The 16053-nt window shown below is 46.2% G+C and carries 16 protein-coding genes; 1 reads left to right on the forward strand and 15 read right to left on the reverse strand.

The genetic code is table 11. The features are described from left to right. Positions 1-52: 52 nt before the first annotated feature. The gene (locus tag FCN78_RS10605; protein ID WP_077659598.1) at positions 53-937 is read right to left on the reverse strand and encodes a LysR family transcriptional regulator; all 885 of its coding nucleotides are present in this window, start codon (positions 935-937) and stop codon (positions 53-55) included. 101 nt (positions 938-1038) lie between these two features. Between FCN78_RS10605 and metE the strand changes: the two genes are divergently transcribed. Continuing rightward, positions 1039-3309 (forward strand): 5-methyltetrahydropteroyltriglutamate--homocysteine S-methyltransferase, encoded by a 2271-nt coding sequence (gene metE, locus FCN78_RS10610; protein ID WP_077659573.1) that lies wholly within the window; start codon positions 1039-1041, stop codon positions 3307-3309. 51 nt (positions 3310-3360) lie between these two features. Here metE and FCN78_RS10615 read toward each other — a convergent pair whose 3' ends face one another. From FCN78_RS10615 to FCN78_RS10680, 14 genes are all read right to left on the reverse strand, one after another. Then, positions 3361-4455 carry a phosphatase PAP2 family protein gene (locus tag FCN78_RS10615; protein ID WP_077659574.1) on the reverse strand — a complete coding sequence of 365 codons (1095 nt, stop codon included), beginning with the start codon at positions 4453-4455 and terminating at the stop codon, positions 3361-3363. Between the two features lie 8 nt (positions 4456-4463). Beyond that, positions 4464-5075 (reverse strand): OmpA family protein, encoded by a 612-nt coding sequence (locus tag FCN78_RS10620; RefSeq protein WP_069362150.1) that lies wholly within the window; start codon positions 5073-5075, stop codon positions 4464-4466. 13 nt (positions 5076-5088) lie between these two features. Beyond that, positions 5089-6402: a TadE/TadG family type IV pilus assembly protein gene (locus tag FCN78_RS10625; protein WP_077600156.1), complete on the reverse strand. Its 1314-nt coding sequence runs from the start codon at positions 6400-6402 to the stop codon at positions 5089-5091. 3 nt (positions 6403-6405) lie between these two features. Continuing rightward, the gene (gene tadF, locus FCN78_RS10630; RefSeq protein ID WP_069362148.1) at positions 6406-6963 is read right to left on the reverse strand and encodes a tight adherence pilus pseudopilin TadF; all 558 of its coding nucleotides are present in this window, start codon (positions 6961-6963) and stop codon (positions 6406-6408) included. Further along, positions 6944-7456, reverse strand: coding sequence for a hypothetical protein (locus FCN78_RS10635; RefSeq protein ID WP_069362147.1), 513 nt, complete (start codon positions 7454-7456; stop codon positions 6944-6946). Before FCN78_RS10635 ends, tadF begins: the two co-directional genes overlap by 20 nt. Positions 7457-7581: 125 nt before the next feature. Further along, entirely contained in the window at positions 7582-8430 is an 849-nt protein-coding gene (locus FCN78_RS10640) for a tetratricopeptide repeat protein (RefSeq protein ID WP_077659575.1), read from the reverse strand. After that, positions 8423-9292 carry a type II secretion system F family protein gene (locus FCN78_RS10645; RefSeq protein WP_069362145.1) on the reverse strand — a complete coding sequence of 290 codons (870 nt, stop codon included), beginning with the start codon at positions 9290-9292 and terminating at the stop codon, positions 8423-8425. The genes FCN78_RS10640 and FCN78_RS10645 overlap by 8 nt, the downstream gene beginning before the upstream one ends. 15 nt (positions 9293-9307) lie before the next feature. Continuing rightward, positions 9308-10225, reverse strand: a complete 918-nt coding sequence (locus FCN78_RS10650) for a type II secretion system F family protein (RefSeq protein ID WP_077659576.1) — start codon at positions 10223-10225, stop codon at positions 9308-9310. Beyond that, positions 10222-11505 (reverse strand): TadA family conjugal transfer-associated ATPase, encoded by a 1284-nt coding sequence (locus FCN78_RS10655; RefSeq protein WP_106407196.1) that lies wholly within the window; start codon positions 11503-11505, stop codon positions 10222-10224. Before FCN78_RS10655 ends, FCN78_RS10650 begins: the two co-directional genes overlap by 4 nt. After that, positions 11502-12752 carry a CpaE/TadZ family protein gene (locus tag FCN78_RS10660; RefSeq protein ID WP_077659577.1) on the reverse strand — a complete coding sequence of 417 codons (1251 nt, stop codon included), beginning with the start codon at positions 12750-12752 and terminating at the stop codon, positions 11502-11504. The genes FCN78_RS10655 and FCN78_RS10660 overlap by 4 nt, the downstream gene beginning before the upstream one ends. Further along, positions 12752-13270 carry a hypothetical protein gene (locus tag FCN78_RS10665; protein WP_077653252.1) on the reverse strand — a complete coding sequence of 173 codons (519 nt, stop codon included), beginning with the start codon at positions 13268-13270 and terminating at the stop codon, positions 12752-12754. Before FCN78_RS10665 ends, FCN78_RS10660 begins: the two co-directional genes overlap by 1 nt. Continuing rightward, entirely contained in the window at positions 13267-14595 is a 1329-nt protein-coding gene (locus tag FCN78_RS10670) for a type II and III secretion system protein family protein (protein WP_069362141.1), read from the reverse strand. Before FCN78_RS10670 ends, FCN78_RS10665 begins: the two co-directional genes overlap by 4 nt. A 9-nt stretch (positions 14596-14604) precedes the next feature. Next, positions 14605-15408 (reverse strand): Flp pilus assembly protein CpaB, encoded by an 804-nt coding sequence (gene cpaB, locus FCN78_RS10675; protein WP_069362140.1) that lies wholly within the window; start codon positions 15406-15408, stop codon positions 14605-14607. Between the two features lie 186 nt (positions 15409-15594). Then, positions 15595-16044, reverse strand: a complete 450-nt coding sequence (locus tag FCN78_RS10680) for a prepilin peptidase (protein ID WP_077659578.1) — start codon at positions 16042-16044, stop codon at positions 15595-15597. Between the last annotated feature and the right edge of the window lie 9 nt (positions 16045-16053).

Raw genomic sequence — 16053 nt, forward strand, 5'->3', positions numbered from 1 at the left:
AAAGTATGCGCTTAATTAACGAGATTAAGTGTTTTATCTCTTAGTCATATCGCTACATGACGGTTGAACTGGCTTTTTCGATGAAGTTCTGGATGTAATCATCTCTTTGTCCCTCGCGTACACCCAAATGGATCGACTTATGAATACCTTGTTGGCCTATACGAAGGATATGAAGGTTTAGTCGTTGTTGGTACTCTTTTGCCAGCCATTTGGGGAGTGCCGCGATCCCGCGCTCAGCGGCAACCATTTGTAGCATGATATCTGTGGTTTCAATCGTTTTGTGTTTGCGCGGTGCACAGTGCGCCGGCGCCAAAAACTGGGTAAAGACATCTAAACGTGATTGATCAACAGGGTAGGTAATCAGCACTTCCTGTGTTACTTGCTGAGGATCAACATGGTCAAACGCCGCGAGTGCACTTCGTCCGCTCACCACTAGCACCTGTTCGTAATCAAACACGGATACGTATTCTATGCCTGGTTTAAGTAAGGGATCGGGCGTGACGAGCACATCAATCTCATGGCCAAACAATGCGCCTAAACCACCGAATTGGAACTTTTGTTTGACGTCAACATCCACATCCGGCCATTGATGCAAGAAAGGCTCCACCACCTTAAGCAGCCACTGATAACAAGGGTGGCACTCCATGCCAATGCGCAATGTACCGCGCTGGCCTTGTGCAAATTGTTTAAGTTGCTGTTCAGCGTGTTCGAACTGAGGAAGCATACGCTCAGACAACGTAAGCAAGTACTCACCCGCTCGCGTGAAATGAAGCTGCCGTCCGGATTTTTGCCACAAGCTAATCCCGAGCTGGCTTTCTAGCTTTTTCATCGCATGGCTAATCGCGGACTGGGTGAGATAAAGCGTCTCTGCCGCCGCGGTCAGTGATCCTTGCTCTTTTATTGCGCGCAAAATATGAAGATGATGACGTTCTAACATGTCTTTTCCATGACCAGATTTCATTAATTGATGAAATAATGCCATTTTAGTTCATAACGAGAAAGCCCTATGCTGAACTCAACTTAAAGGAGGACGTATAGATGGCTAAAACTCATAATCTCGGTTTTCCCCGCATAGGGGCACAGCGCGAACTAAAATTTGCACTCGAACGTTACTGGCGTGGTGAATCATCACTGCAAGATTTGACCAATACGGCGGCGGATCTACGCCGTACTCATTGGCACCAACAAGGTAAGCTCGATACAGTGCCAGCGGGTGATTTTTCCTTTTACGACCATGTACTTGATACCAGCTTTTTAGTCGGCAATGTCCCTGACCGTGTGGCTGATCATCAAGATAACACCCTCGATAACTACTTCCGCGTCGCTCGCGGCCGCTCGGCAAACGATACCGGTTGCCAGTGTGTCCACGCTGGTGAAATGACTAAATGGTTTGACACCAATTATCACTACATCGTGCCAGAATTTACCGCGCAAACCACCTTTAGCTTGCACGCTGAAAACCTATTGAACCAACTAGAAGAAGCCAAACAAGCTGGTGTTCAGGCCAAACCTGTCTTGGTCGGCCCTGTCACGTATCTGTGGCTAGGTAAAGAAAAGGATGCCTCTAACAAGTTGGATCTGCTCGATAAGCTCTTGCCCGTGTATCAAACGCTACTGAGCAAACTGGCAGAAAAAGGTGTTGACTGGGTACAAATTGATGAGCCTGTTTTGGTGACTGAGCTTACCCCTGAGTGGCAAACGGCATTACAAACTGCATATAAGGCGCTAAGCCAAGCCCAGGTGAAGTTATTGCTGGCAAGCTACTTCGGCGAGCAAGCTGAAAATCGTCAATTGGCGCAATCCTTGCCCGTTGACGGTTGGCACCTGGATGCTATTCGTGGCCGAGGGGATGTTGCGTCATACCAAGAAGCACTTGGCGATCACCAAGTCCTGTCTCTTGGTGTGATTAACGGCCGTAACGTTTGGAAAACTAACCTTGATGCCACGTTAGAATGGCTCGAACCGATTCATCAATCTCTGGGCAATCGCCTCTGGCTCGCGCCCTCTTGTTCATTGCTCCATGTGCCCGTTGATTTGACCAGCGAACACAAGCTCGATCCTGAAGTAAAAAACTGGCTCGCCTTTGCCCATCAAAAACTAGAGGAGCTGGATATACTCGCTCGCGCGCTTAATCACGGCCGTCAAACTGTTCAGCCCGCGCTGGACAATAACCGTGAGGCAATCGAAAGTCGTCAACAGTCACCGCGTGTACACAACCCTAAGGTGCAAGCCGCATTGGCAGCAATTACACCACAGTTAGGGACACGGCAGCGTCCGTTTGCCGAGCGTATTCGCTTGCAACACGAGCAGCTCAACCTGCCGCGCTTCCCGACCACCACTATAGGGTCATTCCCACAAACGCGTGCCATTCGCCAAACACGCTTGCAATACAAGAAGGGCGATATTGATGCCGCCACTTATCAAGACATTATGCGCAAAGAGATCGCCCATGCGGTGGAAAAGCAAGAAGCGTTAGGGCTTGATGTCTTGGTTCATGGTGAAGCTGAACGTAACGATATGGTGGAATACTTTGGCGAACAATTGGATGGTTATGTGTTTAGCCAGTTCGGTTGGGTGCAATCGTATGGCTCTCGCTGTGTGAAGCCGCCGATTTTATTTGGTGATATTGAACGCCCGAAGGCAATGACCGTGGAGTGGACCCAGTACGCACAATCTCTCACCGATAAGCCGCTCAAAGGCATGCTTACCGGACCGGTGACAATTCTCAACTGGTCGTTTGTCCGCGATGATCAGCCGCGAGCGCAAACCTGCAACCAACTGGCACTGGCGATCCGCCAAGAGGTGCAAGATCTCGAGAAAGCCGGCACCAAAATTATTCAAATTGATGAAGCAGCTCTGCGTGAAGGCCTACCTCTTCGTCGCAGTGAGTGGCAACACTATCTCGACTGGGCCATCAATGCGTTTAAAATTGCGGCTAATGGCGTGAGTGACGAGACGCAAATCCACACCCATATGTGCTACTCCGAGTTTAACGATATTATTGCATCGATTGCGGATATGGACGCTGACGTGATCACCATTGAAACATCCCGCTCGGATATGGAACTGCTGGATGCCTTTGATCACTTTGACTATCCCAATGACATCGGCCCAGGCGTGTACGACATTCACTCCCCCAATACGCCAAGCCAGGCACAAATTATTGGCTTAATGGAGAAAGCCGCCGCCCGTATTCCTGAAGAAAGATTGTGGGTGAACCCAGATTGCGGCCTAAAAACGCGCCAATGGGATGAGGTGATCCCGGCATTAGAAAACATGGTTGCAGCGGCAAAAGCGCTTCGCGAATAATAGTCAGATAATATCTAATAAAAGAGATGAGCCTTAAGTGCTATACAATAGCTATTGATAGGGGCTCACTCTTTTAGGATCTTTTACAAATAAACCAACAACATACCAGACGAGCAACGTCAATATAAAGCTCACGATACCATCGACTGCATAATGCCACGCTAATAAAAAAGAGCCGATATAAATGATGAAAGCATACAACCAAAAGATAATACCAATCCATTTTTGGACATGTGTTAATCCTAAAGCCATCAATACCGCCATTGAAACATGCATGCTTGGCATGGCTGAAATGCCAGCTCCCGCCTTAACACCTTGCTCTACGTGAAGATTGTATAGCCAGTCTTGCATAGATAGCGCCCACAGAGGAAAGGGATAATCCGAGGCGATAAGGTAAGCGTCGATACTTCGTAATCTCTCCATCAAATCCTGATAAGGTTCAACGGCTAAACCTGGATGAACGCGAGAGAAAAAGGCAGGTCCAGCAGAGGAGAAAAGGGTTGCGCACACGACACCTAAAGCCACCCAACATGCAAGCCAAGAATATAAGTACGTACTTCTCACTCGACTCGGTAATTGAAAGCAAAAAAACGCAAAAACGCCGAGGACAGCGAACAGCCATACATTATAAAAGAGGTTAAGTAGCATCATAAAGGCTGGATATTGGTACAGCCAATCAAAAAAACGCCAAGCATCTTTTCCGAAAAAAAGAAGTCTATCCATTTCAGCAAATGCACTATCCCACGCAAACTCTCCAACTGTATATACTGATACCTTTGCTGTTGAAAACGCACTCATAAAAAAGGCTATAGCATAAAGTAAGAAGACACCTGACAAAATATAATAACGCCTAGTAAAAATAGACTTGATCAGATAGCCAAACTGCCTTATTGGTCGCTTTTCTCTAACAACAATTAGATATATAAAATAACTCACCAAGAAAAGTGCCCCTACTACCTTAAAGAGTATTTTTAGATAAGGGAAATAAGAGCCATCAGCAAAGGAAAAACTGCCATTAACAAAAATATTGTATAGCACTAAGGACAGCGTGAGTACACTTCCGTATAAGAGAATCCCTACATTGGGTAAAGCTGCTTGCTTAAAAAGCCGCCACTCCCTCTTTATTAATAAAATGACTTTCGACATAAAGGTTGCTAAAACACATCAACCTCGACACGGCGATTAATAGCGCGCCCCTTCTCGGTGTGATTGGTCGCAGCAGGTTGTATTTCACCTTTCCCGTCCAGCGTCATTGTGTTGACATCAGCAGACGGAATAAAGGGGACAACCGCGTTCGCCCGTCGCTGTGACAGTTGCTGGTTATAGTGTGCGCGGCCGACATTATCAGTATGACCGGTAATCGAGATCTGTGATGGGTGCTTTGCTAACGCCTGCGCTAAGCGTTGCAAAATCACTTGGCCTTGGGAAGAAATACGCGACGTATCAAAATCAAAATGCACACGCGCCACCGGCGAATTGGGCGCTTTTTGCCAATAGGCATGACTTCTAATAAAACTGGCACACTGTGGCGACACATCAAGTGCATCAATTTGCTCGATCAGCCATTGATCCTTGGTAGTGGTTTGGGGCGCAACCGTGAGTAGTTTATTATTCTGATAAGTGCGCGCGATGACGCCCTCACTACTCGTCACCTGATAATGTGCCGATCCTTCTTGCATGATGCAATAGGTATCAAATAAGGCGTCACTCGCCCATACGATATTGGGAAGGCTTAGCACGAGTGCAATATTGATCCATTTAATCATTGGATGCTCCTTGTTATGGGGCAAGATGACCGATTTCTTCAGAGATTAGCTCTAATATTTTGTTCTTGATAGCCGCTCTATCTTGTGCTTGGTAGATATTCTCTCCACCAACACAATTTTTAAGCTCTGGGTGTTCGAAAACATCATAGTCAAAGCCCACCACTACCATACGCGCTTTAATACTGACTCCGTCTTTGCTCTCGTTTAGCTCGTCATAAATAGTCGAACATAGGCCTTCGTCGATGAGACGCTGAGTGACTGTTCGGTAAGAATCCTCTCCATCTGACAACACTAAAAGCAACCGTCTAGGGTTCGTTCCTTCTTTTAGTATTTGAGCGCCCCGGATAATCCCAGCATAAGATGACGTTCCACTGCCGCCACTAGCAGGAACAGAGAACTGAGAAACATTAGATTTAAAACCCTCTACATTACTGGTTAAAGGTAGATCGTAAAAATAGGATACATTTGTTACTTCCCATTCATCTAACGCCTCATGAGCAGAGCTGTTCATGAAAAAAACGTCATCCACCGTACCCGAGTAGTCGATATCATTCGGCCTTGAACCCGGGAGGCTCTCATTAGGGCCGTAGTTACTATAGCTAGAGAATTTGAGGTGCCTGACAAACTTTCTTCTAGAGTTAAACCAGTGAGATGAATAAAAGTCATACCCAACGAAGGCTATTCTATTTTCTACTTCGGAAAAAAAACTATTATATTTTTTAATCTCGTCGGCCACTTCAGCGATTATATCTTTTAAGTCTTGATATTTTTGTTGGCTGCCACCAGTCCAATTGTTATACATAGAGGCAGAGAAGTCCGATACTAGCACCACATCAACAGCTTCGGATTGATATTTTCTTGCCACAGACTGACCCGCCACACCATAATCATCATCAAAACCTATGATGGCTTCATTACCAGGAAACCAGGAGGGCTGTTCCAAGTTTGCTCTCAATTGATATTCAAAAAAAGGTTGTTGATTGGGATCTGTTTCATCACAGGATGGGTTGATATCACAAGATATTTTCGTTATTTGAAGCTCGTTGTCTATTATCCTAGCTTGAGGGAAGTAGTAAGCGATATACGCTTTAGCGGTCTCTCTTTGTACATTAATATCGTCAGCATTTTGACCAGCAATAGCAAGCGTTGCCACTTCAACCGCCTCCTCTAGGCGCGCCTTGTCCTGCACCGCACGCGCACCATCTGTACCTAGGGTAAAAATGCCAAACAGTATCGGAATAAACAGGGCGAATAAAATGGCGGCATGCCCTTGCTGCTGACGATAGTAACCAGGGGCTGAGTGAGCAAAACCTTGTTGTGAGCGCATAAACTATCTCCCCATTACCACGGCGCGCGACGATACGCGCGAGAACGCTTCACCAATAAGATTGCCGTACCAATTATCGGTGTCGTAGCACAAGGTCACTTGGTATAAGGTGGCTGGCCGCCCAAAGGTCGTGGTAAAGCTGAGATCTTTACTCGGGGGCGTTGCCTGGCACAGGGTTCCAGAAGGTGCAGACCACTGGCTAATAATCTTGGTTTGATCTTCTTCGTCCGTCTCTCCAACCCCTTGACGAACATGAAGCGCAAATCCGAGCTTGCTACTGTCAAAATTAGTCATGCTGCGCGTGAGGGAGTTTCTGACGATGATGTAAGCTTCTTCGGCTTGCTCCTCGCCCACTTCAAAATCGTCCTCACCAAACAGCTCAGTACGCTCTTTAATGATATTCGCCGCAGAGAAAGCCATACGATCGAGCTTACCTTTAACACTCAGTTTAATGATGATATCGGCACTGAACACCAGCAGCAGTGCGAAGAAGACCCCGACGATAGCAAACTCGACGGTAAAGTTACCTTGCTGATGAACTTTAAAGCGCGAAGGTTTCACGTTGGTATTCCTGTATCACTATCATTTCACGGGAAAAAAGAGTGTTTTTATCCAAAAATAAGTTAAAGGTAGGTTGATAGTCATAACTGACGTTATAAATGGCAATCGGCGCTTTCTCAGGCTCGCCACACACGGTTTCTCTATCGTCTTCATCTTCAGACTCACAGCCCTCCGTGATCGTGGCAAGGGTGTTGTATTCATTCACATAATGAACACTGATCCGATAATTATCGACATCGATCAACGCATGCCAAAGACTACTGTCATCATTAAGGGATTGTTTAAATACGGGTAGAAAATCTTCGGTTTTTTGTTTTTTCGCATGCTGCGCAGCTCTTGAGATAGCCAAATCGCCCAACGCCGATACATATGACATAAAACTCATTTCCACCCAGGCAGCACACATTAGCCAAAATGCAAAAAAGCCGCCAACAAATTCTATCGTTGCGACACCAGAATGCCGGCAGGGAGCGTTTCGCTTTGGTAACATCATTGATTGGCCTCTACCTCGTGTCTAGAACCACCCATCGGTGCGCCGTTGATCACGCCTGTCACTGCTTAATTCATCCCCTAGTCACCCCCTACCTGTTCCGATAAAGGGAACTTTGCTGCCGTCGCTCACTGCCCACTAAGTGAGGACTGCGTCAGCTCTTCGTCATTCGGTATCGTTACCGAATCATAATTCGCATTCCCCCCGAGAATCGCAGAAAAATCCGCAACGGGGAGTGCTTGCAATTGTTGGTAAAGCGATACGCGCTCACTCTTGCCCATATTGTCTGTTAACATTTCAAATGCCGAATATTGATCAGTTTTAGCATAGACCAACGACAGCGTTACGCGTGCTCTATCTGACAACTGTCTCAGATCTGGTACAGGCTGCAGTCGGCGTAAAGCCTCTGTATAGCGTTCCTCAAACACATCAAGGAGCGCTAAATTATTTTTGATAGTACGATCATCCGCCATATTGCTGCGCGCATGGTTAAACCACTCTCGTGCAACCGTAAAGTTTCCCTCTCGAGCAGAGAGTATGCCAAGAAGGTTCGCTGATTCGCTATTCGACGGCGCAAGTTGCTGAACCTTGTTTAAGTGCTTTCTTGCCTCAGCCCACTGCTCTAGCCCAAGTGAAATCTTTCCAGCGAGTAGTAACACATTACTAGCGGTTGGGTCTTTTGCGTCAAACGGTTGAAGAAGCGGTGTAAGGTAGAAGCGGGCTGAATCATAATCTTTAATCTCTAGATATCGCTTTACCAGCTTTATCCTCACTTCCTCCGATTCTTTTTCTTTCAGCTGGTTTTTGTAAAAATCAATGATTTCAATATCATTACCACTACTTTCCAGAACTTGCTCATTAGTTAGCGTTTTTTCCTGAGGTGGGGCACTCCCCACACATCCTGTTATGATAAGAGCAAGGCTGGGCACGAGTAGTCGTAGAAACGGAAATGATCTCAATACGAAAAGATTAAGCATTCGCTAACATCCTCATAATTCCTGGCGCCGCAATGAGAATAACTATCGGTACCATAATAAATACAATCAAGGGAATCGACATTTTTGCTGCCAACTGACCAATTTTTTCTTCTATTCGAAGCAATTGCACTTCGCGAATATCCGATGAAAGTGTCGTTAGCACACCATAAATAGACGTTCCATATTGCAAACTCTGGTTGAGGGTCATCACGAAACTGCGCATTTCATTGGAGGGAACACGCATGTAGAGTTCTTCTAGCGCTTGTTCTAGACCCACGATTCTTGAGCGTTCATTCACCCTTGTGAGTAAAAAACTCAGATCACGATCAAAAGCTGCCATTTCCCGCGATAGATAAGTAATAGACGCTTCAATCGTCATCCCGGTTTGTACACAGACCGCCATCAGGTCTAACATGTACGGAAGTTTGTTTGAAATGGATTTTACCAATGCCTTTTTTCGAATACCCAAGTAGGCATCAGGACCAATAATCGTCACAACAAGCCATAATATTTCTACAATGAATAGCCATTTACTTGGCCACTGTTGCCATTGACCAATTAGGTATATTGCTGATGCACCGACTATTAATAGCATATATTTAGCGGGCATAAACAACTTGCTCAAGCGTGTGTCGTAGATCCCTGCCGCTAGGAATTTTTGCTCCATATCTTGTTTATCACTAGAGACGAGTTGACTAAGGGCGGTTCCAACGCGCTCCCAAAAATCAAACTTTCTCTCGTCAGCCGAGTTGACGCTAAATTCTCGGAAGCGCTTTTGTTTCATTGAGTGACGTAAGCCACGAAGCGCTATCACACAACCGATTAGTATTAACGCCAAAAAAAGCCATTGCTGCTGTGACATAATGACTACCCTGTATTAGCGGACGCTTTTCATTAATCCCCACACAATGGCAATGCCAATTGCTTCACTGATCAACACATAGTAAAGAATGACTTTTCCATCCGGGTCGAACATGACAAACTCAAAATTTTCTGGGCTCAGGTACTGCAAAATGAAAAGAAAGAAGAATGGAATAGCCGCCACTATTTTTGCGGATGTTCTCGCCTCAGAAGTGAGTGCCATTTTTTTCTTCTCTATAGAGCGAGCATTAAACATCATGCGGTTCAACCGCATCATGATCTCTTTCAGCTGCCCTCCCCTTTGCATATTGGCGCGTAAAGTAATAACGAAGAAATAAAAGGATGGGTAAGGGTAACGCCGGCATGACTTACGAAAAACGTCATCCGGTGATTCACCTAACTGTAAGCGCTTCCCCATTATACGAAACTCGCGGCCGATATCACCTTCCAGTGTATTTCCTACATATAAGATGGCATGCATAATGCTCTCCCCCGCTGATACAGCACTCGTCATCATATTGAGCGCGTCAGGGAATTCAGTTTCGAACATTTTGCGCTCTCGACCTTGCAACCAGCGATAGAAAACCAACATACCCACTAGTACAATGACAGGTGTGATAAGCCACTGAGACTCTCGCAAAAACTGGCGGTTAAAATAAATAGAGGCGAAAATAAGGCCACAAAGCAACGCCACCAGTTTTAAAATCGGTCGGGTGCCTAATTGCTTCTTAAAGTTACTCCAGCGAAGTAATAACTCCTCCCACAGGCTTCTATCGGCCAGTGATCTCAAGTCGACAGCCTGTTGGTTTGCAACTACCGATTCAACAAACTCTGTTTGATTAAACTCCTCAAGATAGTCATAGCGCTTGCGTTTTTTAAGCCAAGGAATAATGAGCAGCCCGATACCGATCACAAGCATAACCAAGTAAATCATCTTTCCTCCCCAGCTTTGAATGCAGATGAGAGCTTGTCTTCCAGACCAAAGAAGCGGGCTTTTTCCATCAACACTGACCGTTGCATCAAACCAGCAGTCACGTAGTTACCGCGTACTTTCCCATCAGAAGATTGCTGATACATAGGCTGAAAACGGAAGATTTCTTCCATAACGACGTTACTTCCCTCTAGCCCAACCACTTCGGTTATGCTCATCACTTTACGACTGCCATCATGCAACCGGCTGATTTGTATGACTAAGTCAACAGCACTGACTATGGTGCGCCGAATCGCCTCCAACGGGAGATTGCTATTGGCCATCATCACCATCGACTCAACCCTAGCTAATGCATCACGCGGTGTATTGGCGTGAAGCGTCGACATGGAGCCATCGTGGCCAGTATTCATAGCTTGGAGCATCTCAAAGGCTTCAGCACCACGACACTCACCGACAATGATTCTATCTGGGCGCATCCGAAGTGAGTTGATAACAAGGTCTCGCTGATCCACTAGCCCAGTATTCTCAATGCCCGCTGTACGAGTTTCTAAGCGAACAACATGTGGTTGTTGTAAGCGTAGTTCAGCCGCATCCTCTATCGTGATAATGCGCTCGTTTTCACCGATAAATTGTGACAACGCGTTGAGCATCGTCGTTTTACCCGAGCCCGTACCACCTGATATCAATATATTGAGGCGGCAATGTGCGGCAATCATTAACAATTGCGCCATTTCAGGGCTCATAGCCCCAAATTCGCAAAGCTTCTGGAGATCGATGCTTTGTTTTTTAAATTTACGGATAGAAATCGCCGTTCCATCAATCGATATCGGTGGAATAACGATATTCACACGACTACCGTCTTCTAAGCGCGCATCACAAGTGGGTGAGGATTCATCCACTCGACGCCCGACGCGAGAGGCAATACGCTTTGCGATTTCTCTTAGTTGGTTCTCATCGATAAAAGTAACAGGTGCACGCTCAACAAGGCCATTACGCTCAATATAAACGGAATCAGGGCCATTGATCATAATGTCCGTGATCGTTTCATCGTCCAACAGGTTTTGTAGCGGGCCTAGACCAATCAACTCATCCGTTAAGTATTTAACAAACTCTTTTTTTACCGTACTGCTCAGTGGCCATTGCTCACGGTTGATCAATAGCTCAATAGCGCTTTCTAATTGTTTCTCAAGTTCCTCTCGCGAAACATCGGCGACAACATTTGGATCCAAAGCGTCAAAAACCTGTTTGCGAATCTTGACATAAACTTCTTTGGTACCAATCACTCAGCTTGCCTCTTTCTGCTAAAAAGGTTGGTTAACTTTGCTAAGGTTGAAGGTGCTTCCACTGACTCACCCACAACTAGCGAAGCGAGTTTGTGTATCGGCCCTGAGGCATTGATCTTTGATCGTGCTATACGCTCTCCCTCGAGTAATAATTCGCCTATTTTCCCATTAAAAGGGATATTCACATCGACAGGGCATTGCAAAAACTTTTCAATGTCATCTTCGGTAACAGTTGCAAACTTTCCAGGGAAATTATTGTTGACAACAAGGATCAAACGAGGTCGCGCGTTTTCATCCATCGAATCAATACTTAACTTTAACCGACCAGCGTCTCGCAAGGCCGCAACCGTTGGCGTAAGAACCAGAATAATACAATCACTGCTAAGCCAGCGCTGCTGATTCCGATGAGTAAAGCCTGATGATCCGGATACATCCTCGATAATAAAGTTACATTCAGACGATAGAATGTCAGCGGCGCTATTGTGATAATCATTCAACTCATCAGCACTATACTGCGAGGAGGACAATGCGAGGACAGACAGCATCTCACTGTGTTTCGTCAGTAGACTCTGAGCAGAAGATAAGTCCAGACTTGATGAAAATGCGCCTTTTTGCACCTCTCGCTTTTCAAATTTTTTAATGCCGAGCATGATATCCAAATCACCACTGGTATAGTTATGATCCACAACGATACAGGATGCCTTTTTTTCTGAAACCAGTTGATGCGCCAATTCAGAAGCAACTAGGGTTGTACCCACTCCTCCTTTTGTACCAACTACAGAGATCCGCTTGGCACGCCTATTTTGTCCTACACCACGATTTCTCTGCCGATTATCACTCACACTACGAACGAAATCGATTAGCTCTTGCTTAGTGATGGGCCAGAACAAGTAATAAAAACCCATCTGTTTGAGGTTACGAATCGTTGAAATTGCATCTTCACTGCCAATGACTATCACAGAAGCATGACTCGGTAATAAGTGGCTAATTCGGCGCGCATCACCCGTCACATCTTGGCTGCTATTAAGCTCAACCAAGACAATCTCAACACTTTGCTGGCGCACATGATCCGTAATGACCATATCCGAGTTTTTACATATTTCAGGCGCAGAGACGCCTTCAAATCTAAAGGCTTCTTCAACGAGAGAGCGGCAAGGCTCCGTTTGATAGAAGAGAACGGAGGTTATCTTATCTTTGTCATCTTGCTGCGACTGATTGCTCTTTAGTATATCAACGAGATCAAACATCAATAATTGCCTTGTTCATGACTAATATCCGGGATACTTAGCCCTTTCTCAGGGTGGACTTTCGACAGCCATTGATTGTGAGTTAATACACAACCGCTTTTCTTCGGGTGAGTATCGGCAATTGTGACTGGCTCACAGGTCTCTGTCTGAACGTGATAAGAATACAACGCCACTTGCCAATCACCCTCGCGCAGTGGCATTGCCTTTTCATGGATATTTTTTTTATCAACCCCTTGGGCTAGGAGGTAATTGCGCGCTTTGACCGTTTTTTTAGCACCTGCTTTCGAGCTATAGCTTAAGTGTATGGGTTGCGTTAATATCAGTGACTGATGGTGGGAAACAAAACGGATAAACTCATCAAAACTGGCATCGCCAGTGCTAGACTGTGCGGTTAAAGACAATTTATACGTCACTGGGGTGACGGAAACTCCCACACCTTCCGTTTGATACGCAGGCGTACAAGCCGTGATCCCAGCCACTAACACAGTAAAAAGGGCCCATATTCTTGGACTTTTCATTGGATAAAGCCTCCTTTACGTAGCCATTGTCGCAATGGCGCCTGCTCAGGCACAGCATCCAGCGCGAAGAATCGCTCTAGCGTTGAAGTACGCTGTATACGAGGGATAACAACTTGGTCAGATTGAATTGGCTTCACCAAGTTCACCTTAGCAATAATGACAAGTTCGGTTTTATTGCGCTGCGTTTCTGTGTGACGAAATAGCGCACCTAGGATAGGTATATCACCGACAAAAGGTATCTTGGATAATGACTCGCGCTCTTCGCTATTGAGCAACCCCCCTAGGACAAAGCTCTCACCATCTCCCAGTTCAACCGTGGTCCGTGCTCTTCGAGTTTTTAAGGCAGGCAAATCGTACGCATCGTTACTAAATTGCTGATCGAGCGAGCTCACTTCTGGCATCAATGCGAGTTTGATCTTGTCATCGCGCCGCACATCCGCCGCAAGCTCTAACTTAACTCCATATTCGCGGTATTGAACGTTCACGCCGCCATCAATACGTGTGACGACAGGCAGTTCACCGCCGACAAGAAAGCTAGCCGTTTCACCAGAAAGCACTGATAAGTTGGGCTCTGCGAGCACTTGCCCAACATTGTCATCACCGACTGCACTGATCACTGTGATAATGTCGCTGGCACTAAAGCGCTTTAACGGATTGACAAAGATCCCACTTCCTCGGCCACCAGAGCTAAAGTCGACCCCAAACTTTTCCATGAACGAGTTTGATACTTCTGCCACTGTAAGCTGAACATTCACTTGCTTGGTTGTCGCGACTTCTAAGTTGTTGACAATACCTTCGTATCGGTAGCGGCGCATAAACCCAAGGTTGTACGTTTCGTCACCTGTGTCCCACTCTATCTCGTCTTGGGTAGAAGGCTTGGATAACAACTCCCCGACGAGTCGCTCTATATCTTGTTTCTGCTCCTCACTCGCAACAAGGCCACTTAGCACCACTTGCTCTGCTAAGTTATAAATAGACACATCTAGTTCGGGATAACGAAGCTGTATTTGTTGTTGAAGATGAACCATGCTCTGATTCACTATCAACTGTCGCGACACTATGGTCTTTCCCTCTTCATCAAAAACCAACAAAGTCGTGGATCCCACCGTTTTGCCGAATGCGACCACCTTCTGTTTATCAATGACCTGATAATCAGCGATAGCAGGGTCAGCAATGAATACCGAGCCAATCACTTTATTAACATGAAACGCCTGTGCCTGTCCCTTAGGCAAGTTCATCACAGTTGTCGACGCCTGGGCTGCAAGTACGGCCAAGCTTATTACCATTAACCCCATCCATCGGAGGTATAAGCATGTTTTTTTCATCAGGGCCCCTTACTTTATTACCGCTGAGTCGGCACGAAACTCTTTTATAGCGCGATAGTCTTCTAGCACATCACCCGCATTGGCAGACATATCTTGCTCTGGCGTTTTCCCAAAAGATTTGTGCACTTCAAGCTGAGCAATCCGTTTTGCAATGGTCATGGTCGCCACTTGCTTGCGAGTTAACTCTAGAATGAGCGTCGTTTCTGTTGATGCTGGCTCGGTTCGTGTCGCCTCTTGCTGCTGTTGGTCGACTTTCAGTACTTTCACCCCAATTAGTACAGGCGATAAAGAAACGCCACGAAAGCTACGAACCGTGGTTTCATTGGCTAAGTTCTGGTCAGTAGACGCTAACGCCATAATATCCACCAATGTGCCTGCACGCACAGCCCCCCCCACCACAGCAGTCGGAGAAACCTTTATCGGGAAAGGAATGCGATCTGCGCGAGTCACATAGTCAAGATAGTCTGGACTCTCTGGTGATACAATTTTATCGGGGTATAAGATATCGCCTGCGACAAGCGCTTCTCTTGCGATCAAGGGGCTGTCACCTGATTCAGGCAGTGCCATATCACTATCGATTCCCATTTGGTTAGCCTTATTCTCAGGCCAGGTTTCAATGATTAATTTGCTACGTGTTATCGAGTCACCACGATTGACAGGCGCTTTTAGCGAAATGACTTTATAAGTCACTTCAGGGGAAGGTGCACTCGCCTTTTCCTGAGAGGAGGTCTCAGGCTCGTCGCTTTGGAGTAATCCGTACAAACCAATCGAAATAGCGGCTAGTGCAAGAATAGAGAGTAATTTTGAGTTCATAGTCCCTCTGACCACCTAAGACAAGTAAAAAGCGAAGCGCTAAGGTATTCGTATTCACTCTCCGCAATGGTAGATAGATAACGCTATGAGTGGGGAGGCAGCTAAATCCGCTTATATTGTTATACGGATAGTGTTTTTATGTGGGTGGCCACCCATTATTATACTCGGTATCTTCAAGCGTCTGGGTTACGTCGCACTGATTAGCGTTAGCCAAATCGCCAACCATCCCGATGGAGCAATGGCTAGCGCATAGGGGACCCCCATTGCTCGCCATTCCGGCTTCCCTAACCCACTCGCCAGCAAAAGCCCTAATGCGACAATGCCACCCAAGGTAGCGGTTAAAAGCAACATCCACGGCCACCAATAGTCGCTCACCGCGAGGCTTATCGCCGCGAGTAACTTCACGTCTCCCGCGCCACACACGCCGAGCCAAAATAAAATAAAGCCAGCCAACAAAACCAGGCCGGCCTGAAAAAGTGCTCTGTCTATTGGCAACTTGTACCAATAAACAATGAAAACGTTTATAAGCACAATGACTGCAACGGAGCCATGCCCTATTTTTCTATACTTCAAGTCTCCTAGAATTATCCAAGATAGACAGCATGTCGAAAGTAGTAACAAGACTGCGGTAATCACTCTTACCCA

The sequence above is a fragment of the Salinivibrio kushneri genome, from assembly GCF_005280275.1.
Taxonomy (GTDB): Bacteria; Pseudomonadota; Gammaproteobacteria; order Enterobacterales; family Vibrionaceae; genus Salinivibrio; species Salinivibrio kushneri.